29 protein-coding genes are annotated in these 25,803 nt (G+C 47.5%); 3 read left to right on the plus strand and 26 right to left on the minus strand.

What is annotated here, in order from left to right:
* Positions 1-219: 219 nt before the first annotated feature.
* The gene (locus KNO95_RS11230; protein ID WP_214879066.1) at positions 220-696 is read right to left on the minus strand and encodes a peptide-methionine (S)-S-oxide reductase; all 477 of its coding nucleotides are present in this window, start codon (positions 694-696) and stop codon (positions 220-222) included.
* Positions 697-768: 72 nt separating this feature from the next.
* Between KNO95_RS11230 and KNO95_RS11235 the strand changes: the two genes are divergently transcribed.
* On the plus strand, positions 769-1,026 hold the full coding sequence (locus KNO95_RS11235; protein ID WP_214879040.1) for a hypothetical protein: 258 nt from the start codon (positions 769-771) through the stop codon (positions 1,024-1,026).
* 8 nt (positions 1,027-1,034) lie between these two features.
* Here KNO95_RS11235 and KNO95_RS11240 read toward each other — a convergent pair whose 3' ends face one another.
* The 6 genes from KNO95_RS11240 to KNO95_RS11265 form a co-directional block, all read right to left on the minus strand.
* Positions 1,035-1,949 carry a hypothetical protein gene (locus tag KNO95_RS11240; protein ID WP_214879041.1) on the minus strand — a complete coding sequence of 305 codons (915 nt, stop codon included), beginning with the start codon at positions 1,947-1,949 and terminating at the stop codon, positions 1,035-1,037.
* Positions 1,950-1,970: 21 nt separating this feature from the next.
* On the minus strand, positions 1,971-3,422 hold the full coding sequence (locus tag KNO95_RS11245) for an MBOAT family O-acyltransferase (protein WP_214879043.1): 1,452 nt from the start codon (positions 3,420-3,422) through the stop codon (positions 1,971-1,973).
* Positions 3,423-3,471: 49 nt separating this feature from the next.
* On the minus strand, positions 3,472-4,878 hold the full coding sequence (locus tag KNO95_RS11250) for an AMP-binding protein (RefSeq protein ID WP_214879044.1): 1,407 nt from the start codon (positions 4,876-4,878) through the stop codon (positions 3,472-3,474).
* The gene (locus KNO95_RS11255; RefSeq protein WP_214879045.1) at positions 4,875-5,120 is read right to left on the minus strand and encodes an acyl carrier protein; all 246 of its coding nucleotides are present in this window, start codon (positions 5,118-5,120) and stop codon (positions 4,875-4,877) included. The genes KNO95_RS11250 and KNO95_RS11255 overlap by 4 nt, the downstream gene beginning before the upstream one ends.
* Positions 5,121-5,291: 171 nt before the next feature.
* Complete coding sequence (locus KNO95_RS11260) at positions 5,292-5,846, minus strand: GNAT family N-acetyltransferase (RefSeq protein WP_214879046.1); 555 nt, start codon at positions 5,844-5,846, stop codon at positions 5,292-5,294.
* Positions 5,847-5,930: 84 nt separating this feature from the next.
* Positions 5,931-6,473, minus strand: a complete 543-nt coding sequence (locus KNO95_RS11265) for a TetR/AcrR family transcriptional regulator (protein ID WP_214879047.1) — start codon at positions 6,471-6,473, stop codon at positions 5,931-5,933.
* Between the two features lie 175 nt (positions 6,474-6,648).
* Between KNO95_RS11265 and KNO95_RS11270 the strand changes: the two genes are divergently transcribed.
* Positions 6,649-7,227, plus strand: coding sequence for an NAD(P)H-dependent oxidoreductase (locus KNO95_RS11270; RefSeq protein WP_214784579.1), 579 nt, complete (start codon positions 6,649-6,651; stop codon positions 7,225-7,227).
* Positions 7,228-7,434: 207 nt separating this feature from the next.
* On the opposite strand, the gene rlmH is transcribed toward KNO95_RS11270, so the two are convergent.
* The 18 genes from rlmH to KNO95_RS11360 all read right to left on the minus strand — a co-directional run bounded on the left by rlmH (position 7,435) and on the right by KNO95_RS11360 (position 24,225).
* Positions 7,435-7,914 (minus strand): 23S rRNA (pseudouridine(1915)-N(3))-methyltransferase RlmH, encoded by a 480-nt coding sequence (gene rlmH, locus KNO95_RS11275; protein ID WP_214703537.1) that lies wholly within the window; start codon positions 7,912-7,914, stop codon positions 7,435-7,437.
* A gap of 83 nt (positions 7,915-7,997) precedes the next feature.
* Entirely contained in the window at positions 7,998-8,159 is a 162-nt protein-coding gene (locus tag KNO95_RS11280; protein WP_214879048.1) for a CxxH/CxxC protein, read from the minus strand.
* Positions 8,160-8,196: 37 nt separating this feature from the next.
* Complete coding sequence (locus KNO95_RS11285) at positions 8,197-9,465, minus strand: S1C family serine protease (protein WP_214703536.1); 1,269 nt, start codon at positions 9,463-9,465, stop codon at positions 8,197-8,199.
* Positions 9,466-9,516: 51 nt separating this feature from the next.
* Complete coding sequence (locus tag KNO95_RS11290) at positions 9,517-10,308, minus strand: MBL fold metallo-hydrolase (protein ID WP_214879049.1); 792 nt, start codon at positions 10,306-10,308, stop codon at positions 9,517-9,519.
* 13 nt (positions 10,309-10,321) lie between these two features.
* The gene (locus KNO95_RS11295) at positions 10,322-11,146 is read right to left on the minus strand and encodes a two-component system regulatory protein YycI (RefSeq protein WP_214879050.1); all 825 of its coding nucleotides are present in this window, start codon (positions 11,144-11,146) and stop codon (positions 10,322-10,324) included.
* On the minus strand, positions 11,133-12,515 hold the full coding sequence (gene yycH, locus KNO95_RS11300) for a two-component system activity regulator YycH (RefSeq protein WP_026824721.1): 1,383 nt from the start codon (positions 12,513-12,515) through the stop codon (positions 11,133-11,135). Before yycH ends, KNO95_RS11295 begins: the two co-directional genes overlap by 14 nt.
* On the minus strand, positions 12,515-14,356 hold the full coding sequence (gene walK / locus KNO95_RS11305) for a cell wall metabolism sensor histidine kinase WalK (RefSeq protein WP_026824722.1): 1,842 nt from the start codon (positions 14,354-14,356) through the stop codon (positions 12,515-12,517). The genes yycH and walK overlap by 1 nt, the downstream gene beginning before the upstream one ends.
* A 3-nt stretch (positions 14,357-14,359) precedes the next feature.
* Positions 14,360-15,070: a response regulator YycF gene (yycF, locus tag KNO95_RS11310; RefSeq protein ID WP_026824723.1), complete on the minus strand. Its 711-nt coding sequence runs from the start codon at positions 15,068-15,070 to the stop codon at positions 14,360-14,362.
* Positions 15,071-15,190: 120 nt separating this feature from the next.
* Positions 15,191-16,480: an adenylosuccinate synthase gene (locus KNO95_RS11315; RefSeq protein ID WP_026824724.1), complete on the minus strand. Its 1,290-nt coding sequence runs from the start codon at positions 16,478-16,480 to the stop codon at positions 15,191-15,193.
* A gap of 158 nt (positions 16,481-16,638) precedes the next feature.
* Positions 16,639-17,991 (minus strand): replicative DNA helicase, encoded by a 1,353-nt coding sequence (gene dnaB, locus KNO95_RS11320; protein ID WP_026824725.1) that lies wholly within the window; start codon positions 17,989-17,991, stop codon positions 16,639-16,641.
* 17 nt (positions 17,992-18,008) lie between these two features.
* Complete coding sequence (rplI, locus tag KNO95_RS11325; protein WP_214700773.1) at positions 18,009-18,452, minus strand: 50S ribosomal protein L9; 444 nt, start codon at positions 18,450-18,452, stop codon at positions 18,009-18,011.
* Positions 18,449-20,440: a DHH family phosphoesterase gene (locus tag KNO95_RS11330; protein WP_214703533.1), complete on the minus strand. Its 1,992-nt coding sequence runs from the start codon at positions 20,438-20,440 to the stop codon at positions 18,449-18,451. Before KNO95_RS11330 ends, rplI begins: the two co-directional genes overlap by 4 nt.
* Before the next feature lie 151 nt (positions 20,441-20,591).
* Complete coding sequence (rpsR, locus tag KNO95_RS11335) at positions 20,592-20,822, minus strand: 30S ribosomal protein S18 (RefSeq protein WP_015880232.1); 231 nt, start codon at positions 20,820-20,822, stop codon at positions 20,592-20,594.
* A 43-nt stretch (positions 20,823-20,865) separates the two neighbouring features.
* A complete protein-coding gene (gene ssb, locus KNO95_RS11340; protein WP_026824728.1) occupies positions 20,866-21,381 on the minus strand; it encodes a single-stranded DNA-binding protein in 516 nt (171 codons plus the stop codon).
* A gap of 37 nt (positions 21,382-21,418) precedes the next feature.
* On the minus strand, positions 21,419-21,706 hold the full coding sequence (rpsF, locus tag KNO95_RS11345; RefSeq protein WP_026824729.1) for a 30S ribosomal protein S6: 288 nt from the start codon (positions 21,704-21,706) through the stop codon (positions 21,419-21,421).
* A 130-nt stretch (positions 21,707-21,836) separates the two neighbouring features.
* Complete coding sequence (gene ychF, locus KNO95_RS11350; RefSeq protein WP_026824730.1) at positions 21,837-22,937, minus strand: redox-regulated ATPase YchF; 1,101 nt, start codon at positions 22,935-22,937, stop codon at positions 21,837-21,839.
* Positions 22,938-23,090: 153 nt separating this feature from the next.
* A complete protein-coding gene (locus KNO95_RS11355) occupies positions 23,091-23,294 on the minus strand; it encodes a DUF951 domain-containing protein (protein WP_026824731.1) in 204 nt (67 codons plus the stop codon).
* Positions 23,284-24,225, minus strand: a complete 942-nt coding sequence (locus KNO95_RS11360; protein ID WP_051545930.1) for a mechanosensitive ion channel family protein — start codon at positions 24,223-24,225, stop codon at positions 23,284-23,286. The genes KNO95_RS11355 and KNO95_RS11360 overlap by 11 nt, the downstream gene beginning before the upstream one ends.
* A 170-nt stretch (positions 24,226-24,395) precedes the next feature.
* On the opposite strand from KNO95_RS11360, the gene yyaC reads away from it, so the two are divergent.
* A complete protein-coding gene (yyaC, locus tag KNO95_RS11365) occupies positions 24,396-25,022 on the plus strand; it encodes a spore protease YyaC (protein ID WP_026824733.1) in 627 nt (208 codons plus the stop codon).
* On the opposite strand, the gene KNO95_RS11370 is transcribed toward yyaC, so the two are convergent.
* Positions 24,995-25,777, minus strand: coding sequence for a ParB/RepB/Spo0J family partition protein (locus KNO95_RS11370; RefSeq protein ID WP_214703532.1), 783 nt, complete (start codon positions 25,775-25,777; stop codon positions 24,995-24,997). The two genes, yyaC and KNO95_RS11370, sit on opposite strands and share 28 nt — an antisense overlap.
* Positions 25,778-25,803 lie beyond the last annotated feature (26 nt).

Below are 25,803 nucleotides of genomic sequence, written 5' to 3' on the forward strand. Positions count from 1 at the left end.
TCTATCAATCCATGTCACCCATTATACCAGTCCTGATTGGTTACTAGTTCCAAAGAAACAATAGGAGGCTGAACAGTCACTCAGATGCTCATGAATATTCACGAATGGGGCAATTTTTATAAATGTGCCCCTTTCTGGGTTCAGTTCAATTCGAGTGAAAGACTACTTCTTTTACTTTTTCATCTAAAAAAGCACCTCAAAAAGAGACGCTTTCAATGGCTATATGGTCTGATATTTTATTAACACGTCTTTCGGGATATGACAATAATCGTCCGGGCAACGTGTCAGACGGTCCTGATGTTCGTCCGCACTTCGCACATAGTTCGTGAGCGGCTTCACTTCAACAGCAATCCGTTCCACATCAGCGCGTTGATCTATAAACGCTCGCGCCTCGAGCAAATGTCGTGACTCCTCACTGTAGACGCCCGTTCGATACTTCTCCCCGACATCAATCCCTTGTTGATTGATACTGTATGGGTCGATGATTTCGAACAAGTAATGCATCAAATCTTCGACCGTCACTACGTCCGGATCGAACGTTGTTTTGACACACTCGGCGTAGCCATCATACTCTCCGTCCAACATATCGGTCATTCCGTTCGCGCGTCCTGCTTCAGTTGAAAGGACGCCGGGTAACGTCTTCACGAATTCTTGAACGCCCCATAGACATCCTCCGGCTAAATAGATCGTTTCGATTGGAATCACTCCCCGTCTATTTGAATCTTTTCTAAAGCATACACGTAATGATGAGAGAAGGGAGAGATTTGATTGAATAAACAACGTTTCTTCATCACACTAGTCAGTTCTATTATCATCTTTTCAGCAGTTACATTTACTGCCCTTAACGATTTTTCGCTATTCATCGAAATGGTGATCATCTTTTTATCTGTCGTCATCGGTCAAGCGATATCCATCCCATTATTTCGACGCTTTGCGGAGCAACGGGTATCGAATCAGACAGTATTCTTCTCGTTCCTGTCGATACTAGTAGTATTTTGGACCTTTGCGAGCATTCTTTTTGATTGAATACGAAGTCATTTTTCTTGAACATACCCCAATCGCTTCAAATCTTCATAGACAAGCGTAGACAATAACTCCCGTCCGTCCCCGTTCAAATGGTCAGGGTTATGGAAGAACGACTGCTCATAAATGAATCGTTCATCCCCCATATAATTGAGGAACGGGACATCTAAATCCAGCTTCTCTAAATGCTGAAACACGAGGCGCTCCATGACTTCTTCATCAAAATACGTATGATATGACGTATGGACCGGCTCCATCGTCAAGACGACACGATAGCCTTGTTGTTTACAGTAGTCGATGATGCTTTGTAAATGCGCCATGTTTTCTTCAATCTCATGATTGTTCACAGCGTTCTCATATTGAGCGGCCACTTCCTCATACTTACGCTCTGAGTAGTTCAGTCCACCATTCTCCCATGGCTTATGCGCATCAAACCGGAAATCTCGGATTTCCCGGGAAATAGCGGCGTAGACACTACCGCTGTTCAGCGCCGGGAAGCGTTCATGCGTATAGTAGTTGAACCAACTGACCGACTCCAAGTCTTCACGTTCCAACACGCGATAGTAGTTTTCTTTCCGCCCGACGTCCGAGTTGCTGAAGGTGATTTGAGATAGCGACACGATGACGACCCCACCTGGCTTCAGGTGCTCATCGTATTCTTTTAACATCTTCAAGTCATATTCAATCGGTTGACTCGGTAACGCCAAATCCAGATGCGACAATCCAAGCGACTTGAATGAATACCCATACATCGCATGGGACGTCCCCAAATTGATGATGTCGACAGGATGAGGGTCTTCTTTAAACGCTAGGACAGCTCGGTTATTATTATATTCCCACGAATCTTTCACAAACTCGTTAACGGGAATGAAGATTGCGATGATGACGAGTAATACGACACCTAATTTGATTCCTAAACGCTTCATGCTAATTCCTTTCCATTCACCTTAAAACCCACCGTATACAAATCCTTGGCTAGACACACCAAATAAGAACGCCGAGACAATCAAGAACAAGTTGATGGCTACGCTCGTCACGGCAGACTGACGTGCCATCCAGTCCCACGCCGACCCTCTCGTCCGCTCGATATGTTGGAACAGATGAACGACGACAAAGACGACGAGGAAGATGATTAAATCGAGTAACGAGAACATTTGAATCGCCTGCACCATGCCTGACGGTGCCCATGAAGAAGGCGTCATATATAGTTTGGCATGAGAGAACGCTTCTGCCATAGAGTGCGACTGGAAAAAGACGCGTGAAAAACAGACGAGCTGGAACGTGATGGCGATTTTCCACCACCGATGCAGTGTCGGCACGCGGTCAAATCCTGCCCATGATGCCATTTTTTCACGCTGCTGTTTCGTATGGTCTCCGAACACGCGATAGATTCCGTGAATGAGTCCCCAGAGTACAAAGTTCCATGCGGCTCCATGCCAAATTCCACTTACTAAAAACGTCGCAAGGATGGCACCATAAATCTGTTCACGCTTCTTCTTTCCTTTTGCGAGCGGCATGAAGATATAATCACGTAGCCACATCGAAAGCGTGATATGCCAGCGGTTCCAAAAGTCAGCGATTGAGACGGCGAAGTGTGGCTGCTTGAAGTTTTCCGATAAGCGAATCCCAAGTAAGCGTGCACAGCCGATGGCGATGTCACTGCACGCCGAGAAGTCGGCGAACAGTTGAATCGAGAACAACATCGTCGCGAGCACGATCTCCGAACCGGTCGGGTCCGGACTGTTGAACACGCTTGCGACAATCGGGGCTAACCGGTCAGCGATTAACGTCTTCTTGAAGAATCCCCAGATAATGCGCTGGATACCATAGCTGATGTTGTCGTAGTCGAGATGTTGTTCCGTCTTCAACTGTGGAAGTAGCTTTTTCGCCCGCTCAATCGGTCCCGCTACAAGTTGCGGGAAGAAGGCAAAATAGACCGAGAAATAGCCGTAATGACGCTCCGCCTTTTGCTTCCCGCGTGAGACGTCCACGACATAGCTGATCGCCTGAAACGTATAGAACGAAATCGCCAATGGTAAGACGATTTCTTTATACGGAACATCATAATCAAACCCGCTCCATACAGCGAACGAACGAAGCGAGTCATTGACGAAATTAAAATATTTGAACCAGCCGAGGCAGAAGACGAGCCCCGAGACACCGACCCACATGAGCCGTTTTTTCTGCTCCTTCTTCTCCTGCTTCTCAATCAGAATTCCAATCACATAGGTGAAAGCGGTACTGATCAGCAGGAGTGGTATGAATTGAATGCTCAACGTGGCGTAAAAGACATAGCTCGCCAGGAGAAGGAGTATCCAACGGAATCGATGTGGAATCATATAGTACGTTCCAACGATGAGTGTTAAAAATAAGAGAAATTCAATCGAAATAAAAGTCATATTTACCACCTGATGCTATGAAACTTGATGATGTACCGATTCCTGACAATCAGGTGGTCACAAGTTCTCGCTTCGGTAACGCGGCATAACGAATCTTTCCGAACGCATTGCGTGGAATCTCGTCAATCTGCATCACCCGAACACCTTTCACCTTGATTTGTTCTTTCATGATTTTTTTTATGCGTGCGACGTCATCCTGTAACGTATACACGTATAACTGGTCGTCTTCTCCGGCACAGACGCAATCATGTCCATGCTCTCGAAGGAGCGCCTCGACTTCGTCCAGGCTGATTCGACTTCCATACAGTTTAATCATGCGCTTGATGCGGCCGACGATGAAGAAATATCCATCCTCGTCGCGATACGCCATGTCACCCGTACGCAAGATACCTTTGTTGTCATCACCTTTTGAAAGGTCAGCTAACGAGGTCGCATACCCGAACGACACGTTATCACCTTGATACACCAGTTCGCCCGTCACGTTCGCCTCTTTGATGTCATTTCCGGATTCGTCACGCAACGTGAGCGTTCCACCAGGGATGGCAATTCCGATGCTTCCTGCTTTTTTCGCATGCATCCGATCCGGTAAATACGACATCCGGGCCGTCGCCTCCGTCTGACCGTACATGATGAAAAATTGAATCCCTTTCTCTTCACATACCGTTGCGAAGTGCTGTGCGAGCACCGGGTCCAACTTGCCACCGGCTTGCGTCAACTTCTTCAGACTTGGGAGGTCGTACGTCTCAAACTTCAATCGTTTCAACATCTCATAATGAAACGGGACCCCACCAAACGTCGTCGCCTGCTCGGCACGACACAGCTCCCAAAACTCCTTTTGAACGATCGAGCGGTCTGTCAGGATGAGGGTCGCCCCTTTCAACAGATGACTGTTGATGATGGAGAGTCCATACGAATAGTTCATCGGCAGCGTCGTGATTGGTTTATCCGTCTGATCGATGTCGAGATAGTCGATGATGGATGAAGCGTTCGCCTTCAGATTTTTGTATGTGAGGCGAACAAGTTTCGGACTTCCGGTACTACCTGATGTCGTCAATAGAAGGGCCAACTCTTCATGAAGTTCGTGGTGAACCGATGTTCCGGTTTCAAATAAGGCGTAGCCACCATAGCCATAGAAGGCATTCAACGAGTTCGCCAAATCCTCCCTTGTCTCCGGAGCCCAGACGTGCGTTGGTTGATACCGTTCCATCAACTTCTGTAATTGTTCTACTGGAATATCTGCATCGAGCAAGACCGGGACGAAACGTCCACGGAGAAAGCCGATATATCCGAAGAGCGACTCGACCCGGTTCGCACATAAACAGAAGACGAGCGACCGTTCGCCGACTTCCTCACAAATCGAATCCCCGACTTCCAACATCTCTCTGTATGAATAAGAGCGGTCCGCATAGACCGCCTCACGATTCGCATACTGCTCGAGTGTTTGAAAAAGCGTCATGATTTGATGTCCACACCGAGACGCTGCAACAACGCGATACCAGACTTGTACGAATGGAACTCTGTCATTTCATCCGAGTCGATATAGACGTCAAACGCATCCTCAATCTCTGCGATGAGCGTCATGTGCCCGATGGAATCCCATTCTGTGGATTCCCCGAGCTTCATCCCTTCAAGGATCACATCGTCCTCTAGTTCCAATCCGTTTTTAAATGCCATGTTATATGTCTCAAGCGTGCTCATTGTATTCATCCTTTCACGTTCACTCCAACGATTCGATTCCATCTATTCTTATCGACTGATAATGATAATCATTTGCCTTGTGATTCTATCACAATTTTTCGAAATCCTCAATTCTTCATAGGAGATAAAGCTTGAAGTTAAGCGATTTTTTGCATGAAAAAGACCACATCGTTATGATGCAGTCTCAGGAGATGATAAAACATATTCGAGTTGTAAGTCGAGTGGTTCTGCCTCGTAGACTTCTGGCACGATTTCTTCGGCTAACGTACATCCCATCGCTTTGTAGAAATGATACGTATCAACGGCCGGATTCGCCCCGATGTACAGTTTTTTCGCACTCCGTTCGATTGCTGCCTGACAGACACGTTCAAATAATCGCATTCCGATTCCCTGACCTCGGCAAGGACGACTCACATGAATGAAACCCAAATTCAAATACTGGCCTTCCGTTCCGAGCGGTTGTCCGTTCAGTCCGGCAAAGCCGAGTAACGTTTCACCATTTCGGATTGCAACAACAACTCCGCCACGGTCGATGTAGTAGTTGAGAATCTCAATGACCTGTTGTTTCTTCGCATCGTCCCATTCATCAATGTAATGCTCATCCTTTTGATAAAATTTACCGCTCGGATCTACAGCATAGATGCGATGCGTTTCCTGGAAACGTTCGAAAGTGTTTAAAAAGTCTTGATTTATTCTTTTTGTAAGAAGATTGATGGTGTGGTTCATAAAGCGCTCCTATGTTTTGATTCGTTATTTGTGAAACTGAATATGTGAATCCTGCGTCAATTCCGAGCAAACTTTAAACAACGTTTACCGAATAAACTCTTTAAAAATCTCACTTAACTCTTGTGGAGTTTCTTTCATGCCAGTCTTCATCCACCTTTTTACAATGCTTGCTAATGAATCCGCGTATACTGCATTCGCATATGCTTCCGCTTTTTCAGATACATTACAATTCTCATAAATTTGAAAATCTGTACAAAGTAAATCAAAATGTTCCTCAAAGCGATTCAAAAGCGGAAGTAAATCATTTTCCTTTAAGAGATTCAAGAATTCGAGGTTATCACTCCATATCTCAAAATACAATGTATCGAAATCAAATGGTCCTTGTTTCACTTCTGTTGATGCAAGTTGAATCCTCTGTCTAAATATTTGATACATATGATAGGTTAGTACATCCTCTTTCGTATCAAAGTGAGCATAAAATGTATTTCGCGCCAATCCCGCAGTTTTCGTAAGTTCTGATATGGTGATACTCGTAAAGTTCGTTCGACGCATTAATTCCAACATAGTATCCACTAAAAGATTGATTGATCTCTTAGAATTCGTGTTTATTGGTTTTTGTTTTAGCATAAGTACTCCTTAATTTGTACAAAATGAGGGATTTGTATAAATACCTCTCTACTTATTGACCTAGCGTCTACACTAACATTATATTGCAGATATATTATTTGAGCAATTGTTCAAATAAAAGCATATGCTCAAATTAAAGGTTATTTAAATTCTAAAAATAGTAGGAGGGTTACCTATGAAAACAACAATCATTCTTGCTCATCCATGGCATGGTAGTTTCAATAAATCTATTATGGATACAACAATTGAACAGTTAGTCCGTCGGAAAAAAGATTACCAAATCATTGACTTAAATAAGGATCAATTCAATCCTGTATTAAGTGAATCTGATTTATCTCTTTACTCGAAAGGTCAATCCCAAGATCCCTTAGTGAATCAATATCAGAAGATGCTAAGTGACAGTGATGAGTTAGTTTTTATCTTCCCTGTTTGGTGGTTTGATGTTCCAGCCATTTTAAAAGGTTTTTTTGACAAGGTCATGTTAAAAAATTTTGCCTATGTAGAGGAATCTACTGGATTGAAAGGATTACTAACTCATATTAAAAAAACCACTGTCATTTCTACTTCGGAAGTGCCAACGTGGTATTTAAAATTTCTGGCCGGGAATCCCATTGAAGGGACTCTTATTCGTAGAACATTCAAAGGGATTGGACTTAAAAATGTGAAATGGTTGAATAGTCCGTTTACGAGTAGTGGGAAAGATCATCGAAGAAAAAGATTTTTAGATAGAGTAGCGAAGCGTATTTCAGTGTAATCTACAGTGCACAACCAAACTTTTGTGATTCATATATCATCCATGACCTCAAATTTTGTATTAATAGCCAGTAGCAACATAAATTTGAGGTCCAACTTAGATGATTTTCATGAATAGTCACGTTCTTCGCTTTTGTTAAATTCATTTGCTTCACGTAAATAACAAAGAGAAGAGAGTTCGTTAATATCTGTACCTCAGAAATAACGTTTATTTGTGATACGGTTCATTCCGATTGATTCGATACGCCCGATATATCTGCTCACACAATACGAGCTTCATGAGTTGATGGGGGAATGTCATTTTCGAGAACGAGATCGTATCGTTCGCTCGTTTCATTACATCATCGGATAATCCTAGTGATCCTCCGATGACGAAGGCGATTTTACTCTTTCCATACGTCGCGAGTTGATCGAGTTCACGGGCGAACTCTTCACTCGTCCGCTGCTTTCCTTGAATCGCCAAGGCGATGACGTGCGTATCTGGGGATATCTTCGCCAAAATACGCTCGCCTTCTTTTTGTTTTACTAGTAACATATCTGCCTCACTCAAATGCTCGGGTGCTTTTTCGTCTGACACCTCGATTTCCTGCACTTTTGCGTAGGCGGAAAGCCGCTTTGTATACTCGGCAATTCCTTGTTTTAAATATTTTTCTTTCAGTTTGCCGACCGTGATAATTGAAATATTCATCCAATTCTTCCTTTTTCCACAGTTTTTTTGGAGTTATCCATAGGGTTATCCACAGAGTTATCCACAAATCCACATGTTGATAATTAGTTTTTGCTTGACACAACATATGTTGCATCGGCATCACAGAACTCACATGCCACTTGTCCACTTGTGGATAATTCCTCTAGCAACGGGTACTCCTCTGTTTCATCTACAATGATGTCTAAAGCGATTTCAACATGTTCCTTGCATACTTTTTTTTCCACAGTTTTTCCTCCTTAAAAAAGAAGCGTCGCCGCTTCTTTATGTTGCTTCAGTTAATGTCGCCTCAGTTTCTCTTGCTTCCCCTCGACGTAAATACTCAATGGAGATCGTATCACCGACCGTTGCGTCACGATACAACGCATCACGTAAATCGACGTATCGTTTGATCTCCCGGTCTCCGATTTTTGTGATCACATCCCCGACCCGAAGTCCTGCTTCTTCGGCCGGACTACCCGGTGTCACCTCTTCGACGAAGACACCGTCTTCCTGGTCGAATGAAATCCCGTACTCTTCCCGGATGTTACCAGGTACGGCGATGACTTCCTGAATCGTGACCCCGAGCTGAGCCCGTGTCACCTTACCGTCGCGTTCTAACATGTCAATGACCGGTAGCGCCACGTTGACGGGAATGGAGAATCCGACCCCTTCTACGCTCGCCTCGGCGATTTTCATCGAATTGATTCCGACGAGCTCTCCACGAATGTTGATGAGGGCACCACCCGAATTCCCCGGGTTGATGGCCGCATCCGTCTGAATGACTTCCGCGTTATAATCCATCAAGCCGTCGCTGTTCGTATCGACCGGCACCGTCCGCTCGACACCACTGACGATACCACGGGTGACCGAGTTTGAGAAGACACCGAGCGGATTTCCGATGGCCATGACGGTCTCGCCGGCCTGTAGGACGGTAGAGTCACCGAGAACAATCGGCTCCACATCGATATTTTTCGGCAGTTCAACTTCGGCGACAGCCAAGTCGTTAAGCGGGTCTTCGCCTAAAATGGTTGCCGATGCGATTTGACCATCGGAGAAGGCGATGTTGACCTCGTCCGCTTCTTCGATGACGTGGAAGTTCGTGACGATATAGGCCGTGTTTCCTTCTACTTTATAAATGACGCCAGAGCCGGCACCCGCCTCCCACTGCGAGTCCGAGGTGAAGGCGCGCTGGATATTCGTGATGCTGACGACGGAGGTCTTGGCACCAAGTACGGCCGTCGTCACGTCCGATTCTGTGACGGTGACGGCCTGTTCGGTCCGTGTCAGTTCATTCGTCACAAAACGAGAGGTCGGCGAATCCCAGAGCATCACAATGACAAAAAACAAAGCCGCTCCTAAGAATCCGCCAACCCCTCCGAGTAACAACGGTTTTATATTTGGTCTCGGCTTATGGCGTACGTGCTCCTCTTGCTTCGGTCGCCATTCGCTCCGAGATGGGTACGTCGATTGTTGTTCGTTTGTTTCATTTGCTTCGTGTGCTTCAGGTTCGACGTCTTGAGGTTCATACTCATGGTGTCTCTCTTCGTTCACGACGCGTCCCCCCTTCAAGACAGTGTGATACCTGTCTTTTCCCAAGTTTCCTTATAAAGAAACGAGTGAAGTGGGGTTTGTCGGGTCCGTGTCGCACAATTTGATTCGACCTAAGTCGACATCTCGCATGCCGAGTGTTTGTGAGACGCTCATTTGCGCGAGCTCCTTCATGTTGTTGTCCTTGCTTAAGTGGGCCAAATAAATCCGTTTCGTACTGTCACCGATGACCTCACTCATCGCAATGGCCGCGTCTTCGTTCGAAACGTGCCCATAGTCGCCGAGGATACGTCGTTTGACACTCCATGGATAACGCCCCATCTGGAGCATTGAGACGTCATGGTTCGACTCAAAGATGAAGTCGTCCGCTCCACGGATGACTCCTTTCATCCGGTCCGAGACATAACCCGTATCGGTGATATGAGCCAGCCGTTTCCCGTCATGGGCAAACTGATAAAACATCGGGTCTGCCGCATCGTGGCTCACGTTGAACGTCTCGATTTCGATATCTCCGAACTGTTTCACATCTCCGACTTCGATTTGAAACTTCAAGGCGGGATCAATCTTGCCGATGTTCGCTTCCATCGCCGTCCATGTCTTCGCATTCGCATAAATCGGTAAGTTGTACTTTCGTGCTAATATACCGACACCTTTGATATGGTCGGAGTGCTCATGAGTGACGAGTAGTGCATCGATTCCCTCAAACGACCGACCGATGGCTTCGATACGTTGTTGCATCGCTTTTCCGGTCAATCCGGCATCGACGAGCAGCTTCGTCCGTTCCGTCTCGATATAGAGGGCGTTTCCGGTCGATCCACTCGCTAACACACTATACTGTAAAGTCACGCGATCACTCCTTTCATTCTTTCTTTTCAAACTCGACGTGCTCGACCGTTCCATCGATCGCATTGACGAAATAGACTTGATCATCTATCCCAATCGACCAGAGCGGAGGCATGATAATCAAACTGCCCGAGCTATCGAGCGGTAAGCTATAAAACCCGGTGTTGATGGCTCGCATCTCTTGGTTCGGCTGAAAATACTTCCGGGATGCTAGTTGAGAAATCGCTTCGCTCGCCGTCAACACGAGGTCGTCTTGCGTTTTCGACGACAGGTTTTTTAAATGACGCTGCTTATAATCTGTCACTTCAAATGCCTCGCTCAACTGAATGAGGATGAGGGACGGACCGATATACATTTCCGTGTCCCCCTCGACTTCAGGTGTTGAAAAAATCTTGTTCTCCTCGAACGTTTGCACGAAGGCGATTTGTTTCGTCGACTCATCGTATCGCCAGTAGGCATATTCATCTCCGAACGGAACATATTCCGCCACAAACGTCGAAGCGGTCGTTCGTAAATCTTTCGCATCGAGTGGCACAGGTTGCTTCAATTCGACTTCAAGTTGCATGTTATCGAGCGTCGTCGCTAGCTGCGCTTCCCGATTCTTTGTAATCATCGCGGCGGACATCTCTTCAGACGATCCCGTCAAATATCCGATATCGCGACCCATTCGTGGCAATTTTGCCGGATCGACATTCCGCTGATCTAAAATTTGTGCAATCGACGTGTTGTCATTCGTCACGACTTCGGTCGCCCACGTTTCCGTCAACAATTGGAACAATAGATAGATGTTCAAGGCGAGGAAGGCGAAGATTAAAATTGTTTTCGCTTTACTCCAATCCACGATACATCATCCTTTCTGTCCAACCGTCTGCTTGATTATATGGGACCCAACGCCCCGCCTCACGCACGAACCAGTTCGGTGAGAACGTCACGTAGCGGCTCGTATCTTCGTTATATTCGATTTCATAACCGATTCGAATCTCCGTTACGTTCTCAAACCGTCCGGAGTTGATGAGGGTACTGAGCACCTCGTTCGCATTAGCCAACTGTGTCGTACCGACCGTGATCAGCCGATCGATTTCCAAGTGGTGACGTGTGATCGACCGGACCTGTGCCCCGTCGTTTTCCACACGTAATGTGGATAAGTCGATGGCATCGTTGTTGATAAATGCCTCGCGCTGACTAAAGACCGGATACCCTTTCACATGAAAACGGAACACAGTCGTTTCAAAACCTTTATTTGCAGGTGTGATGGCATCAAAGCGAAGTGAGAGCCCTTGATTCTCAGAAGCTTCATCGACCCATCCACCGTGGAAGTTCACGAATTCTACAATCGAATCTAATCCGAGTGCCGTGTCACGTTCTGTACTGTTCCGAGACAAGTTTCGGTAACGACTGGCGTTCAGGGTCGCATCATATTCCCCAACGCTGACACCATTCGTCAAGGCTCCAATCGAACTTGCCGGGTCGACCTCCTGAACATTCGGGTCGCCCGGGAAGAACGTGTCCCGCATCCAGTCAAGACGGGTATCGATTTGAATCGATGATACGTCGTAAGCAAACAACTCATTCATCTCAGGTCCAATGACCGGAATGTAATTCACCCGCTCATCGGTGTACGTCACCCGCTTCATCGTTCGACTCGAATTTTTCAAGAAGAGACTGTTCACATCGCCGTTTCCGACTTTCGTCAACTTTCCTTCCCAAATCGATTGGTCGCTCATGATGGTGCGAATGTTGAACGCATTTTCGTCCATATAGATGAGGATCCGTTGTGGAATTTTCCCAGACAGACTATACGTTCCCGGCAACATATAGCTGAGCGTATCCGCATAGTAGGCCTCTGGTAAGATCAACTCGAGTCCCTCGTTGATATCCGTATAGAAGCTCGGGACATTTTTCACGGCGAGTGGTTTGAACTCACTCGCTTCAAACGAATCCCGAATGACGCGCATCAGTTGCTTCGGCGTATTCTTCGAAGCGAAGACGGCATTGTTGTCATGTACGACCGCTTGAGTCGGGATGATGACCTGATTCGCCCGGCGCTGCAGGGACTCGTCCACCGTCGTGAGCTGCGTCTCCGATTGAACGGCCTGATACGTGGGATGGTAATCCCACAAGATGATGGTTTGAACAATCGACGTGACGATTAACGTGAGCAAAATGAACGACTTCCACAGTTCCGGCTTTGCAATCGTAAACCGTTTCATCAATCATTCACCTCCACAATCGTATCGAACGGGATGGTGAAGTAAATCGTCGTACCGCGGCCAAACTCACTCTCTGCCCAGATGTCGCCCCCGTGAGCGGATACGACTTCTTTGGCAATCGATAGACCGAGTCCGGTTCCACCGATGTTACGCGCCCGTGCCTTATCGACACGGTAGAAGCGCTCAAAAATTTTCTTCAAGTTCGACTTCGGAATCCCGACCCCTTCATCCTTGATCCCGATGACGAGGCGCTTCGCCCGAAGCATCGTCCGGAACGTGATCGTCCCGCCTTCTGGTGAGAACTTGATGGCATTCGTGATGATGTTGTCGATGACTTGGGTCATCTTATCTTGGTCGGCATGCACGTAGACACGACGCTTCATCAGTTTGCGACGGAATTGAATCGCCTCTCCTTTCGTCATCTCGTGACGGTCGATGATGTCGTTAAAGAATTGCACGAAGTCGAACTTCACTTTCTGCATCTTGTATTCTTTACTGTCCATCTTCGAGAGTTGCAACAAGTCGTTGACGAGGCGAATCATCCGCTCCGTCTCGTTTTGTGTCGTCTCTAAGAAGCGTGGCGCCAACTCATCGTCTTGATAAGCGCCTTCCGCGAGGACTTCCAAATAGCTGCGCATTGTCGTGAGCGGTGTACGCAACTCGTGACTGACGTTCGCCACGAATTCACGGCGGTCCTGTTCGACTTGTTCTTGTTCCGTGACATCATGCAAGACGACGATGAGACCTGTGATCGGTCCGCTGTGCTTTTGAATCGGTGAGAAGTAGGCACGGACGAGGAACAATTCTTCATCCGTACTGAGGTCAATCAGCTTCGTCGGCATCGTCCCATCTTCTGGAATAACGATTTCCTCTTCGAACGCGAGGAGACTTTGTAAATTCGTCCCCATCGCCTCTTCCTCCGCAACCCCGATCATGTCGCGCGCTTGGTCGTTCATCAAGATGACGCGTAACGAGCGGTCGGTCGCGACCACCCCGTCCGACATGTTCTCAAGGACACTCGTCAAGCGACGTCGTTCCGCTTCCGTCGTCGCATTTGCTTCCATCAATTCGTCTGTCAATTCGTTGAACGCATACGCGAGTTGACCGACCTCGTCATCCGAGTACACTTTAACTTTCCGCGAGAAGTTCCCTTTCCGCATCTCTACGGCCTGCCTGCGCATGTCGGCAATCGGTCGCGTGATGGTGCGCGATAAGAGAATACCAAGGAACGAGGTGATGATGAGTGCAATCAACGTCCCCGTTGCGAGGATACGTGTCACTTGTTCCATCTGGTTGTAGATGGACTTCATCGATGCCTCGATATAAATCATCCCGGTCGTCGTCCCATCCACTTCTGATTTAATCGGAACGGCGACGACGCGCATTCGGTCATTCGAATCCTCATAGACGAGCGTCTCCTGCGCCCCGCCTGTCGCGAATGACTTCTGGATAAACGTACTCGCCGTCCGTTGTCCGACGAGACTTTGATTATTTTGATTCGAGGTCGCCCGCACGACACTGTTCGTGTCGATGATTTGGACTTCCCGAATGTCGTCAGCTAGCGTCGTGCTCTCTGTAAATTCAGACAGCAGCTGATCCAGTAACTGGTTCAACTGCTGGTCCGTAGTCGAGTCACTCTCGTTCGCTGCGATTCCCTCACTGACGTTATAGCTCAGTAGGTTCGCCCGGTCGACGAGTGACTGCGAGAAGTTGTTGATGTATTGTCGTTCCAAAGAACGTACAAAGTACACGCCGATGACTTGCATCGCAACGAGAATGAGCAGCGCATAGATGACGACGAGCTTCCACTGGATTGATTTAAAGAAGTTCGTCCGTTTCATCGTTTAGTCTTCTTCTCCTGCCTTCAAATAATATCCGACGCCACGACGCGTAATGATGTACGTCGGCGTCGATGGGTTATCCTCTACTTTTTCGCGAAGACGACGTACTGTAACATCCACGGTACGTACGTCACCGAAGTAATCATAGCCCCATACCGTTTGGAGCAAGTGTTCACGCGTCATCACTTGTCCAATGTTTTGCGCGAGGTAATGAATTAATTCGAACTCGCGATGCGTCAATTCGATTTTCTCTTCCCGTTTCGTCACCATGTACGAATCCGGATGAATCGTCAAGTCGCCGATCGCGATATCGTTCGCATTCGCCCCTTTCGCTTCTGGCGCCGGCGCCGTCGCGTGACGTCGCATATTCGCTTTGACACGAGCCAACAGTTCACGTGAGCTGAACGGTTTCGTGACGTAGTCATCCGCTCCGAGCTCTAACCCGAGTACTTTATCGATCTCGGAGTCTTTCGCCGTCAACATGATGATCGGCATATCATACTTCTTCCGTACCTCACGACATACTTCCATGCCGTCTTTGAGCGGAAGCATGATGTCGAGTAAGATGAGGTCCGGTTGAATCTCCTCTACTTTTACGAGGGCTTCTTCACCGTCATAGGCGACATGCACCTGATAACCTTCTTTTTCAAGTTTAAACTTCAATATATCTGCGATTGGTTGTTCGTCATCTACCACTAAAATCGTACGATCCATTCAGTGAGTCCTCCTCTTATCATTAAACGTACATGCCTACATTGTAACTCTTTTTATACAGCTTAGAAAGCGTGGTCCATTTCCGCGGAAATGAAAAAGAGAGCCCGATGGCTCCCTTTCTTATGCTTCGTAAATATCACGCAAGATAACCGTCTGTTCACGAGCCGGTCCGACCGAGAACGTCAACAATTCGATTCCTGTCAATTCTTCGATGCGACGTACGTAACGCTGTGCATTCTTCGGAAGGTCATCGAAGTTGCGGACACCCGTGATGTCTTCTGTCCAACCCGGAAGTTCTTCGTATACTGGTACACACTTCTCGAGGACGCGGAAGTTCGGCGGGTACTCATCAAGATGCTTCCCTTCGTACTCATACGATGTGCAAATCTTGAGCGTCTCAAGACCTGTCAATACATCGATGGAGTTGAGGCAAAGATCTGTGATTCCACTGACACGACGTGAGTGACGTACGACAACCGAGTCGAACCAGCCGACACGACGGGGACGACCTGTTGTTGTCCCGTACTCTTTACCGACTTCACGGATCGTATGGCCGATCTCATCGTCAAGTTCTGTCGGGAACGGACCGTCACCGACACGTGACGTGTATGCTTTACAGACACCGACCACGTGATGAATCTTCGATGGTCCGATTCCGGCACCGCTCGATACGCCACCTGACGCGGCGTTCGACGATGTGACGAACGGGTACGTTCCGTGGTCGATATCGAGAAGGACCCCTTGTGCCCCTTCAAAGAGAACTTTCTTTTCTTCGTCGAGTGCATCGTTTAAGACGACCGATGTATCACACACGTATTTAGCGAACTGTTGGCCATACGCATAGTACTCTTCAAAGATATCATCAAACTCGATCGGGTCGACCTCATACATTTTCACGAACATGCGGTTTTTCAACTCAAGCACGGTCTTTAGTTTCTCCGCAAACACTTCTTTATCAAGAAGGTCAGCGATGCGAAGCCCGATACGTGCCGCCTTATCCATGTATGCCGGACCGATTCCTTTGAGCGTCGTACCGACTTTTGCGTCACCTTTTGCGTCTTCCTCTAGACGGTCTTGAAGCTGGTGATACGGCAAGATGATGTGCGCCCGGTTCGAGATCCGAAGGTTATCCGTGCTCACACCGCGCTCATGTAAGTAAGCGAGTTCGGTCACGAGTGATTTCGGGTTGACGACCATTCCGTTTCCGATGACACACGTTTTGTCCGAATAGAAGATCCCAGACGGAATGAGGTGAAGTTTATATTTCGTATCATTGAAGACGATCGTGTGACCAGCGTTGTCTCCCCCTTGATAACGCGCGACGACTTCGGCTTGTTTCGATAAGAAATCGGTGATCTTTCCTTTTCCTTCATCGCCCCACTGCGTTCCCACTACGACTACTGATGACATAATGAATCCTCCTTATTAATCAACGTTCTGTTCAAACCATCCGTAAGTGTACACTTGAAAAGTGAGAAAGTCAATCTAATACCGAACGTTTTATATAAGATGTAACTATTCGTTCGTTATTTTTTAAATCACCTATTAAAAAAAAGACACCACCGACGTTACATCGGTGGTGCGAAGGCTTGTGTCTCCATATTGACGAACTTGTTATACTCTTTCCGGAAGGAGAGCTTGACCGTACCGGTCGGACCGTTACGTTGTTTCGCAATGATGATCTCAATCGTATTGGCGTCTTCACTCTCTTTATCGTAATAGTCATCACGATAGAGGAAGGCGACGATATCGGCATCCTGCTCGATCGCTCCCGATTCCCGGATATCCGACATCATCGGTCGCTTGTCTTGACGACTCTCTACGCCACGCGAGAGCTGTGACAAGGCGATAACCGGTACTTGCAGTTCCCGCGCAATCGCTTTGAGCGTACGCGAGATCTCCGATACTTCTTGTTGGCGGTTCTCGCCCGGTTTCCCGTTCCCGACGATGAGCTGCAAGTAGTCAATCATAATCATCCCGAGGCCGTACTCCTGTTTCAAACGACGACACTTCGCTCGAATCTCGTTGACACGGAGACCCGGCGTATCGTCGATGTAGATGCCTGCTTGCGAAAGCGACGACATTGCGAGTGACAGACGGCCCCAGTCTTCTGCTTCGAGACGACCGGTCCGGAGACGCTGGGCATCGATGTTCCCTTCCGCACACAACATACGCATAACGAGTTGCTCGGCACCCATCTCCAAACTGAAGATGGCGACGTTCTCGCCCGTACGGACGGCAACGTTTTGCGAGATGTTCAAAGCGAACGCGGTCTTCCCGACAGATGGACGAGCGGCCACGATAATCAAATCGTTTCGTTGGAAACCGGCCGTCATCTTATCCAAATCGGTGAAGCCGGTCGCAATTCCAGTGATTTCACCACTCGACTGATGTAGTTTTTCAATCGTTGAATATGCATCCGAGAGAACCGATCCGATTGGATGGAAACTCGATTGTCCTTTTCGCTGCGATACTTTTAAAATATTCCGTTCGGCATCTGACAGCACGGAATCGACCTCATCTTGGCGCTCATAACCGTCTGACACGATATTGGTCGCTGTTCGAATCAGGCGACGGAGTGCCGCTTTTTGGTCGACGACGTTCAAGTAATAGCCGATGTTTCCAATGGCCGGTACAGATTCAGCGACTTCTGCCAAATAGTTGAGACCGCCGATTTCGTCAAGAATGCCTTGAGCCTGTAACTCTGAACTGAGCGTGACTAAGTCGACGAGTTCGCCCCGGTCATTGATCTTTAACATCGCTTCAAAGATGCGTTGGTGGCTGACACGATAAAAGTCGTCCGGGTCGACGCGCTCTGAGGCCGTGATCAACCGATCCGAATCGAGGATGATTGCCCCTAAGACGGCTTGCTCCGCTTCCACGCTATGCGGTGGTGTATTGACTTGAATCGCATCACTCATCCGTCTCTACCTCACCTTCAAGCTTCTTGTACATGTACGTTCAACGTCGCGACGACGTCATGGTGCAACTTCACAGGCACTTTCGTGAAGCCGAGCGCCTTGATTGGGTGCTCGAGTTCAATTTTACGCTTATCAATCTTGTAGCCCATTGTTTTAAGGGCATCCGCGATTTGTTTGCTTGTGACTGACCCGAACACGCGACCGCCTTCCCCTGCTTTCGTCGTGACGGCGATCGTCTCTTTTTCAAGCTTCTCTTTTAGTTGTTTCGCTTCGTTCAACTCTTCTTCTGCGGCCTCTTCGGCACGACGTTCTTTCGCTGCGAACGCTTTTAGGTTCCCAGGTGTCGCTTCTACCGCCAAATTTTTCTTGAACAAGACATTTTTCGCGTAAGCGTCTGCCACATTTTTCACTTCTCCAGCTTTTCCTTGCCCTTTTACATCTACTTTCAAAATGACTTTCATTCTAATTCCTCTCCTTCAGTTTCATCTGTTACATAATGATCGATTGCCTCTTTCAACATGGCATTCGCTTGTTCGCGACTCACTTCGAGCTGCGTCGCCGCATTCGTCAAATGTCCACCACCATCAAGCATTTCCATGATGACTTGAACATTGACGTCACCGAGGGATCTTGCGCTAATCCCTGTTCGTCCATCCGGTAAAATCGCGATGACGAATGATGCTTTCACGCCTTCCATATTTAACAGTTGGTCTGCCGATTGGGCAATCAACACTTGATGATGCGCCTCATCGTCAGAAGCGACCGCAATCGCCATGCCGCCTGCATAAATTTCGGTGTTTCTCAAAATCTGAGACTGCTCGATATAAGCATCGAGGTCCTGGCGCATAAAATGCTGTACGAGAACCGTATCCGCCCCTTGAATTCGTAAGAAAGATGCCGCGTCAAACGTACGCGAGCCTGTTCGGAGCGTAAATCCTTTCGTGTCGACCATGATTCCTGCAAGAAGCGATGTCGCTTCCAAAATGGAAAGCTTGCGGCTTCCCGCCTGATACTCAATCAGCTCCGTGACAAGTTCACATGTTGATGACGCGTATGGCTCCATATAAACGAGGACCGGATCTTCGATAAACTCTTCCCCGCGACGGTGATGGTCGATGACGACGACTCGTTCCGCTCGGTAGAGAATATCTTTTGAAATGACGAGCGATGGACGGTGTGTATCGACGACGACGAGAAGCGTCTGCTCATCAATGAGGGGTTGTGCTTCATATTCGGTTAGGAACTGGCTAATCAACGCGTCATCGTTCTCTACTTCTTGGACGAGGCGTTGAATTCCGATACTCGTTTCGCCAGACGGAATCACGACATACGCCTCACGTCCGACAAACTCAGCCAATTTCATAATCCCGATGGACGCCCCGAGTGAGTCCATATCTGGATTTTTATGTCCCATTATGAGAACACGACTCGATTCTCGAATCAAGTCACGCATCGAGTTCGAGATGACACGTGCCCGGACGCGCGTCCGCTTTTCGGTCGGGTTTGTCTTCCCTCCGAAGAAACGTACTTTTCCGTTGTGACGTTTGACAACAGCCTGGTCACCACCACGACCAAGTCCGAGGTCTAGACTTGACTGAGATAAGTTGCCGAGCTCCGTTAGCGTTGTCTCTCCACATCCAATCCCGATCGATAACGTCAACGGGATCCTCTGCTCTTTCGTCGCTTCACGTACTTCATCTAAAATTGAGAATCTGTTGTTTTCAAGTTCAGATAACGTTCGCTCGTTCATGACGAGGAAAAAGCGATCCGCCGCTGTACGGCGCATGTAGATGTGATGCTGCTGTGCCCATTGATTGAGAAGTACCGTCACACGACGATTGATCTCACTACGCACTTGTTCATCCACCGCAGTCGACATCTCATCATAGTTATCCAAGTACAAAATACCAATGACTGTTTGCGATTGCACATACTTTTGCTCAATTTCTGCTTCCTCGGTCATGTCAAATAAATAAAGGGTTTGATGTATTTGATTGTAGTAGACGCGGTAGACACGATCGCCTACTTCAATCGTGGCTTCATCCTCTTCCTCTTCAATCAATTCAGCGAATGCAGAATGGAGCGCGTCGAGCGGGACTCCAATCGCCATATCGAGTTCGAAGATCAATCGCGATTGTTCGTTAAACCAACTGATGCGCCGGTCTTGATCAAAGACTAAAATTCCAATCGGCATCGTCGTCAACGCTTCTTTCCCGACCTCTTCGATTTGATGAGAGAGTGAGAGGACATACTGTTCCCAATTTTTACGCTCCCGTCGCATTGTTACTTGCTGATAGATGAAGAAAATCAGCGTGCCCATAAACAGGGTGATTGCCGCCACAATATTGTAGAACGCCAATCCTAACGAGACAAGGACTCCAATCACATATGGAACCATGTGACGCGCGTATTGGTTCTTCACGGATGTTAATGCTTCACCACTGTGCATGTATGCCTCCTAAAATGAGTAATGTTCACCCATGGAATCGTAAAGGTTTCTGCTCTATCATACCATATTCGTCGGTTTCACTTACACACTTACAGACGAGATGAAATACAAAAAAACGACTTATCCAAAAGGATAAGTCGTTCGTCAAACATTACTCTGCAACGTATGGAAGCAAAGCCATTTGACGTGAACGCTTGATAGCGACAGTAAGTGGACGTTGGTATTTCGCTGAAGTACCAGTCACACGACGTGGAAGAATTTTACCACGCTCTGAAACGAAGCGTTTGAGTAATTCTACGTCTTTATAATCGATATGAGTGATGTTGTTCGACGTAAAGAAACATACTTTACGACGACGACGACCTCCTGGACGACGTGCCATGTGAAGACCTCCTTTATAAGTTAGTTTTTCATGTCAACGATGATTAGAATGGCAAATCATCATCTGACAAGTCAATTTTGTTGCCACCCGAGAACGGATCTGCATCAAAACCTTTATTTGAAGACTGGTTTGAGGACTGAGATGAAGTCGAAGCAGCTCCTGCGCCCCATCCTGATCCACTTGACTCACCACCACTGAAGACATCTCCAGATGGTGCTTGCTCACGTTGCCCTGAAGCTCCGCGTGGTTCAAGGAAGCGTACGCTGTCGGCGACTACTTCTGCCCGGTAACGACGTTGGCCATCTTGTCCTTCGTAACTACTGATTTGAAGGCGACCGTCAACGCCGGCCATGCTGCCCTTTTTCAAGTATTGTGCTACGTTCTCTGCTTGTTTGCGCCAAACGACACAATCAATAAAGTCCGTCTCGCGCTTCCCATCCTGCCCAGCAAATGGACGATCGCAAGCGAGAGTAAAGCGTGTTACGGCGATTCCGCTCTGCGTATAACGCATTTCCGGATCGCGAGTCAATCGACCAACTAACACAACTCGGTTAATCATCTCCAAGATCCCCTTTCACGATACGAAACGTTAAGGATTAACGCTCGTCTTTTGTTGTCATTTGACGGACAACGTCGTCAGAGATCTTCATGAGACGCTCTGTTTCTTGGATCGCTTTAGGTTCAGCAACGATGTTAAGAAGAACGTAGTGTCCTTCACGCATCTTGTTGATTTCATAAGCGAGACGACGTTTACCCATGTCTGTTGTTTTTTCAACAGTACCACCGTTTTCAGTGATGACGTTGTTGAAGCGTTCGATTAAAGCTTTCTTCGCTTCCTCATCAACTGATGGACGGATAATGTAAAGAAGTTCGTATTTACGCATTATCTTTCACCTCCTCTTGGACTAGCGGCCCCTACCAATTGCAGGAGCAAGGAGCAAACAATTGTTTTACTCACGTCATAATATACTATCAAACTTACTTAACTTTTACAATACGTTTCCGAAAATCAACTTATACGTTGAAACGGAATGTGACAACATCGCCGTCTTGGAAGACGTATTCTTTTCCTTCAGAACGAAGTTTCCCTTGTTCTTTTACCATCGTCATATTGCCAGCCGTTGAAAGATCGTCATATGAGACGACTTCGGCACGAATAAAGCCCCGTTCGAAGTCTGAGTGGATGACACCAGCACACTGTGGTGCTTTCATCCCTTGTTTGAACGTCCAAGCACGAACTTCTTTTTCACCTGCAGTGAAGTACGTTGCAAGACCGAGTGTCGAATAAGCCGCACGAATCAATTGATCGAGTCCAGACTCTTCGATGCCGAGATCTTGTAAGAACTCAAGACGTTCTTCAGGTTCGAGTTCTGAAATTTCTTCTTCGATGCGTGCACAGATGACAATCACTTGCGCCCCTTCTGTTGTCGCGTGATCACGGACGGCTTGAACATGTTCGTTTGCATCCGCATCCGCTACTTCTTCTTCACTGACGTTTGCCACGTACAACATCGGTTTCATCGTCAATAGTTGGAAGTGCTTCACGATTGCCAATTGGTCATCCGTGAGCTCTGCGACACGGGCAGGACGTTCTTCTTCTAAGACGGCTTGCACGATTTCAAGTGCCTCGAGTTCTTGTGCGGCACCTTTATCTTTTGATTTGACCATTTTTTGAACACGCGTGATCCGTTTTTCAACTAACTCGAGGTCGGCTAAAATCAATTCAAGGTTAATTGTCGTAATATCGTCTATTGGTGAGACACGACCCGCGACGTGCGTGATGTTCTCATCTTCAAAACAACGAACGACTTGGCAGATTGCATCGACTTCGCGAATATTCGCTAAGAACTTGTTTCCGAGTCCTTCACCTTTTGAAGCCCCTTTAACGATTCCGGCGATATCTGTAAATTCAAACGCTGTTGGAACCGTCTTTTTTGGTTTGACGAGTTCTGTCAATCGATCAAGGCGTGCATCTGGTACTTCTACGACGCCGACATTCGGGTCGATCGTCGCGAACGGATAGTTAGCCGCTTCGACTCCTGCTTGTGTAATCGCATTAAACAATGTCGATTTCCCGACGTTTGGCAATCCGACAATTCCTGCTGTTAATCCCACTAATAGTTCCTCCTCATCCGGTGTTTCCCGGGAAATGTTAAACCGTCTGTGGAGTGGGTACATTCAGTACACCACACCGTCACATCCTTCACAATTATAGATAGTCCACGATTAAACCGCAACTCACGTTCATAACCTAAAGAAAAACGCCGCTTATTCCGCGGCGTTGCCTTGCTCAAGCACTTTCTTGAATCGCTTATCAAAGTCCCGGCGTTGCATGAGCACACTTGCTCCACAACCTTGACATTTGATGCGAATGTCCATCCCTACACGTGTGATTTGCCAGCGATTCGTCTTGCAGGCATGTGGTTTTTTCATTTCCACAATATCGTTCAACGCATAAGTTTTACTGTGCATTTTCTACTTCTCCTCCTTTAGGAGTCGGGTTAGGGGGTAACATAACCGTACGTGGGTACGGAATTTCAATATTGCGTTTGTCGAATCCGGCTTTCAATTCTTTATGCAGAATCCGGCCGGCTGTGAAATGTTGGGTCGGTGGTACTTCTGCCATCAAGCGATAGACGACCTCTGAAGCCCCGAGCGATTGCACGCCAGCAAGGGTAATCGGTTCGATGAAGAGGTCATGATATTTTGCCTCAACTTCTTTTGCGATTTCTTTAATCGCCGATTCAACGCGTTCCATGTCTTCTTCATAAGCAACACCAACATCGACGACCGCCACACTGTTTTCAAGTGAGTAGTTCGTCACTTGCATGATCTGTCCGTTCGGAATAATGGATACTTGTCCGTTCAATCCTTTTAACTTTGTCGTCCGGATGCCGACTTCGATGACGATCCCTTCAACTTCTTGGTTCAAGCTGACGTAATCCCCATTTTTATACTGGTTTTCGAAAATGATGAACGCACCGGTGATGACGTCTTTCACCAAACTTTGGGCACCAAATGAAATAGCGAGACCTGCCACACCGGCCGAAGCAATCAACCCGGCAATATTTACGCCGAATTGCCCAAGCACCGTCAGGACCATGATCAATCCGATGACATAACGAATCGTATTTTGTGCCAGTTTCAATAACGTTTCGTTCTGTCGTTGTGCGACAATGTCATTTTCTTTTATTTTTCGGAGCGTAAACACGCGTTCCACCATCGTGGTCAAGATTCTTGTCGCGATGTATAAACCAAGGATAATGAGCGCCACACCGGCGAGTTTAATCCCAAGCCCAATCCACATGTCCGTATCTTTGAAATATTCCACGAATCGGTTCACGCTATCAATCGTTTCATCCGCAACCGTGTTTAAATCTTTTTCTGTATTTTGCGAAGCCATCTTTTCACCTCAAAAGTCGTAGATTCTAAATCATCAAAACACATTTCGTGACTTTTCTCAAACACTGCATTCGGAAGTTTAGATGTTTTCCACTTTTGGGAATGGTTTAATACGAGATCAATCCCCCATCGCAACTAGGAATAGGCAGCTTAGAAGAGAGGATGAGATTCATGCCGTTTCGCTTAAAACCTCATAAACCATACTCCTTCTTCATTGAACACACTGAGCGGAGTGGATCCAGACTGCTTGCGGACCAGCTTCATGAACAGTTGGCCAATGAAGCCCATCGCCCCATCGTCCTTGTTTGCATCGGTTCGGACCGTTCGACCGGTGATTCTCTCGGTCCCCTCGTCGGGACGTTCTTGGAAGAACGTCACATCCGGAATTTACACGTTTACGGCACGTTAACCAAGCCCGTACATGCGCTTAACTTGGTGGAAACGTTGCATGAGATTCAAACACGCTTTCATCAGCCGCTCATTATTGCTATTGATGCTTGCCTCGGTCGTTTGTCGAGTGTCGGGTATGTCTTTTTCTCAGAAGGGCCACTTGCCCCTGGCGCGGGTGTTCAAAAAGAACTTCCGGCAGTAGGCGCTTATAATATAAAAGCCGTCGTAAACGTGAGCGGGTTCATGGAAATGATGATTTTGCAGAATACCCGCCTTCATCTCGTTTATGAACTCGCACGCTTCATTACAGACGGGTTCGTCGACTTTGATGCACGCATCGGACGTCTTCATCATGAAGAGGCCGCCATCACACGACTTCGTCAGTCACGGGACGAGTCAAAGTCTTGAGGTGATAATAACGTCAACAATTGTTCCAAGTCGTCTTGTGAAAAATACTTCAACTCGAGGACGCCCCCTTTTCTGCGTGGGCGAATCGATACATCCATTTGAAGACGCTCTGCAAGCACCGCTTCGACCGCTTCGATATCGGCGTTCGATTGCTTCAGCGTCTTTTTTTCTGTGCGCTCTTTTTGTAAGTAACGCTCAAGGCGTCGGACCGTCCAATGCTCGGTGATGACGCGTTTTGCGATCTGTTCCATCAATTGTTCCGACTTCACACCTGTAATGGCCCGCGCATGACCCATCGTTAAATCTCCGACCATGACCGCGTGCTGAACCGCACTCGGTAAGCGAAGCAAACGTAAGCTGTTCGTCACGTGGCTTCTACTTTTCCCGACACGGTCTGCCAACTGTTGTTGCGTCAGTCCTAGCGTCTTCATCAATTGTTCATATGCGACCGCTTCTTCGATCGCGTTCAAGTCTGCTCGCTGTATGTTTTCAATCAAAGCTAGTTCCATGACCCGATCCGAGTCGGCCGTGACGATTAAAGCGGGAATGTCTTCTTGCCCGGCGAGTTTCGCAGCCTGAAATCGCCTTTCTCCGGCGATGATTTCATAGTATCCAGTCGCTTTTCGAACGACAATCGGCTGTAATACCCCGTAGCGCTCAATCGATTGACGCAATTCTTCGAGTTTTTCCACCTCAAATTGTTTCCGGGGCTGATTCGGGTTTGGGCGAATGAATTTTAAGGCTAATCGTTCCATCTACAAACCTCCTTCATCGTATGAAA

Source organism: Exiguobacterium sp. ERU653, assembly GCF_018617775.1.
Classification (GTDB): domain Bacteria; phylum Bacillota; class Bacilli; order Exiguobacteriales; family Exiguobacteriaceae; genus Exiguobacterium; species Exiguobacterium marinum.

Coding starts and splice junctions, on each gene's coding strand:
- KNO95_RS11240 (WP_214879041.1), bottom strand. CDS start 1,949: ATGAAGCGTTTAGGAATCAAATTAGGTGTCGTATTACTCGTCATCATC.
- KNO95_RS11245 (WP_214879043.1), bottom strand. CDS start 3,422: ATGACTTTTATTTCGATTGAATTTCTCTTATTTTTAACACTCATCGTT.
- KNO95_RS11250 (WP_214879044.1), bottom strand. CDS start 4,878: ATGACGCTTTTTCAAACACTCGAGCAGTATGCGAATCGTGAGGCGGTC.
- KNO95_RS11255 (WP_214879045.1), bottom strand. CDS start 5,120: ATGAGCACGCTTGAGACATATAACATGGCATTTAAAAACGGATTGGAA.
- KNO95_RS11260 (WP_214879046.1), bottom strand. CDS start 5,846: ATGAACCACACCATCAATCTTCTTACAAAAAGAATAAATCAAGACTTT.
- KNO95_RS11265 (WP_214879047.1), bottom strand. CDS start 6,473: ATGCTAAAACAAAAACCAATAAACACGAATTCTAAGAGATCAATCAAT.
- KNO95_RS11270 (WP_214784579.1), top strand. CDS start 6,649: ATGAAAACAACAATCATTCTTGCTCATCCATGGCATGGTAGTTTCAAT.
- rlmH (WP_214703537.1), bottom strand. CDS start 7,914: ATGAATATTTCAATTATCACGGTCGGCAAACTGAAAGAAAAATATTTA.
- yycH (WP_026824721.1), bottom strand. CDS start 12,515: ATGAAACGGTTTACGATTGCAAAGCCGGAACTGTGGAAGTCGTTCATT.
- walK (WP_026824722.1), bottom strand. CDS start 14,356: ATGAAACGGACGAACTTCTTTAAATCAATCCAGTGGAAGCTCGTCGTC.
- yycF (WP_026824723.1), bottom strand. CDS start 15,070: ATGGATCGTACGATTTTAGTGGTAGATGACGAACAACCAATCGCAGAT.
- KNO95_RS11315 (WP_026824724.1), bottom strand. CDS start 16,480: ATGTCATCAGTAGTCGTAGTGGGAACGCAGTGGGGCGATGAAGGAAAA.
- dnaB (WP_026824725.1), bottom strand. CDS start 17,991: ATGAGTGATGCGATTCAAGTCAATACACCACCGCATAGCGTGGAAGCG.
- rplI (WP_214700773.1), bottom strand. CDS start 18,452: ATGAAAGTCATTTTGAAAGTAGATGTAAAAGGGCAAGGAAAAGCTGGA.
- KNO95_RS11330 (WP_214703533.1), bottom strand. CDS start 20,440: ATGCACAGTGGTGAAGCATTAACATCCGTGAAGAACCAATACGCGCGT.
- rpsR (WP_015880232.1), bottom strand. CDS start 20,822: ATGGCACGTCGTCCAGGAGGTCGTCGTCGTCGTAAAGTATGTTTCTTT.
- ssb (WP_026824728.1), bottom strand. CDS start 21,381: ATGATTAACCGAGTTGTGTTAGTTGGTCGATTGACTCGCGATCCGGAA.
- rpsF (WP_026824729.1), bottom strand. CDS start 21,706: ATGCGTAAATACGAACTTCTTTACATTATCCGTCCATCAGTTGATGAG.
- KNO95_RS11355 (WP_026824731.1), bottom strand. CDS start 23,294: ATGCACAGTAAAACTTATGCGTTGAACGATATTGTGGAAATGAAAAAA.
- KNO95_RS11360 (WP_051545930.1), bottom strand. CDS start 24,225: ATGGCTTCGCAAAATACAGAAAAAGATTTAAACACGGTTGCGGATGAA.
- yyaC (WP_026824733.1), top strand. CDS start 24,396: ATGCCGTTTCGCTTAAAACCTCATAAACCATACTCCTTCTTCATTGAA.
- KNO95_RS11370 (WP_214703532.1), bottom strand. CDS start 25,777: ATGGAACGATTAGCCTTAAAATTCATTCGCCCAAACCCGAATCAGCCC.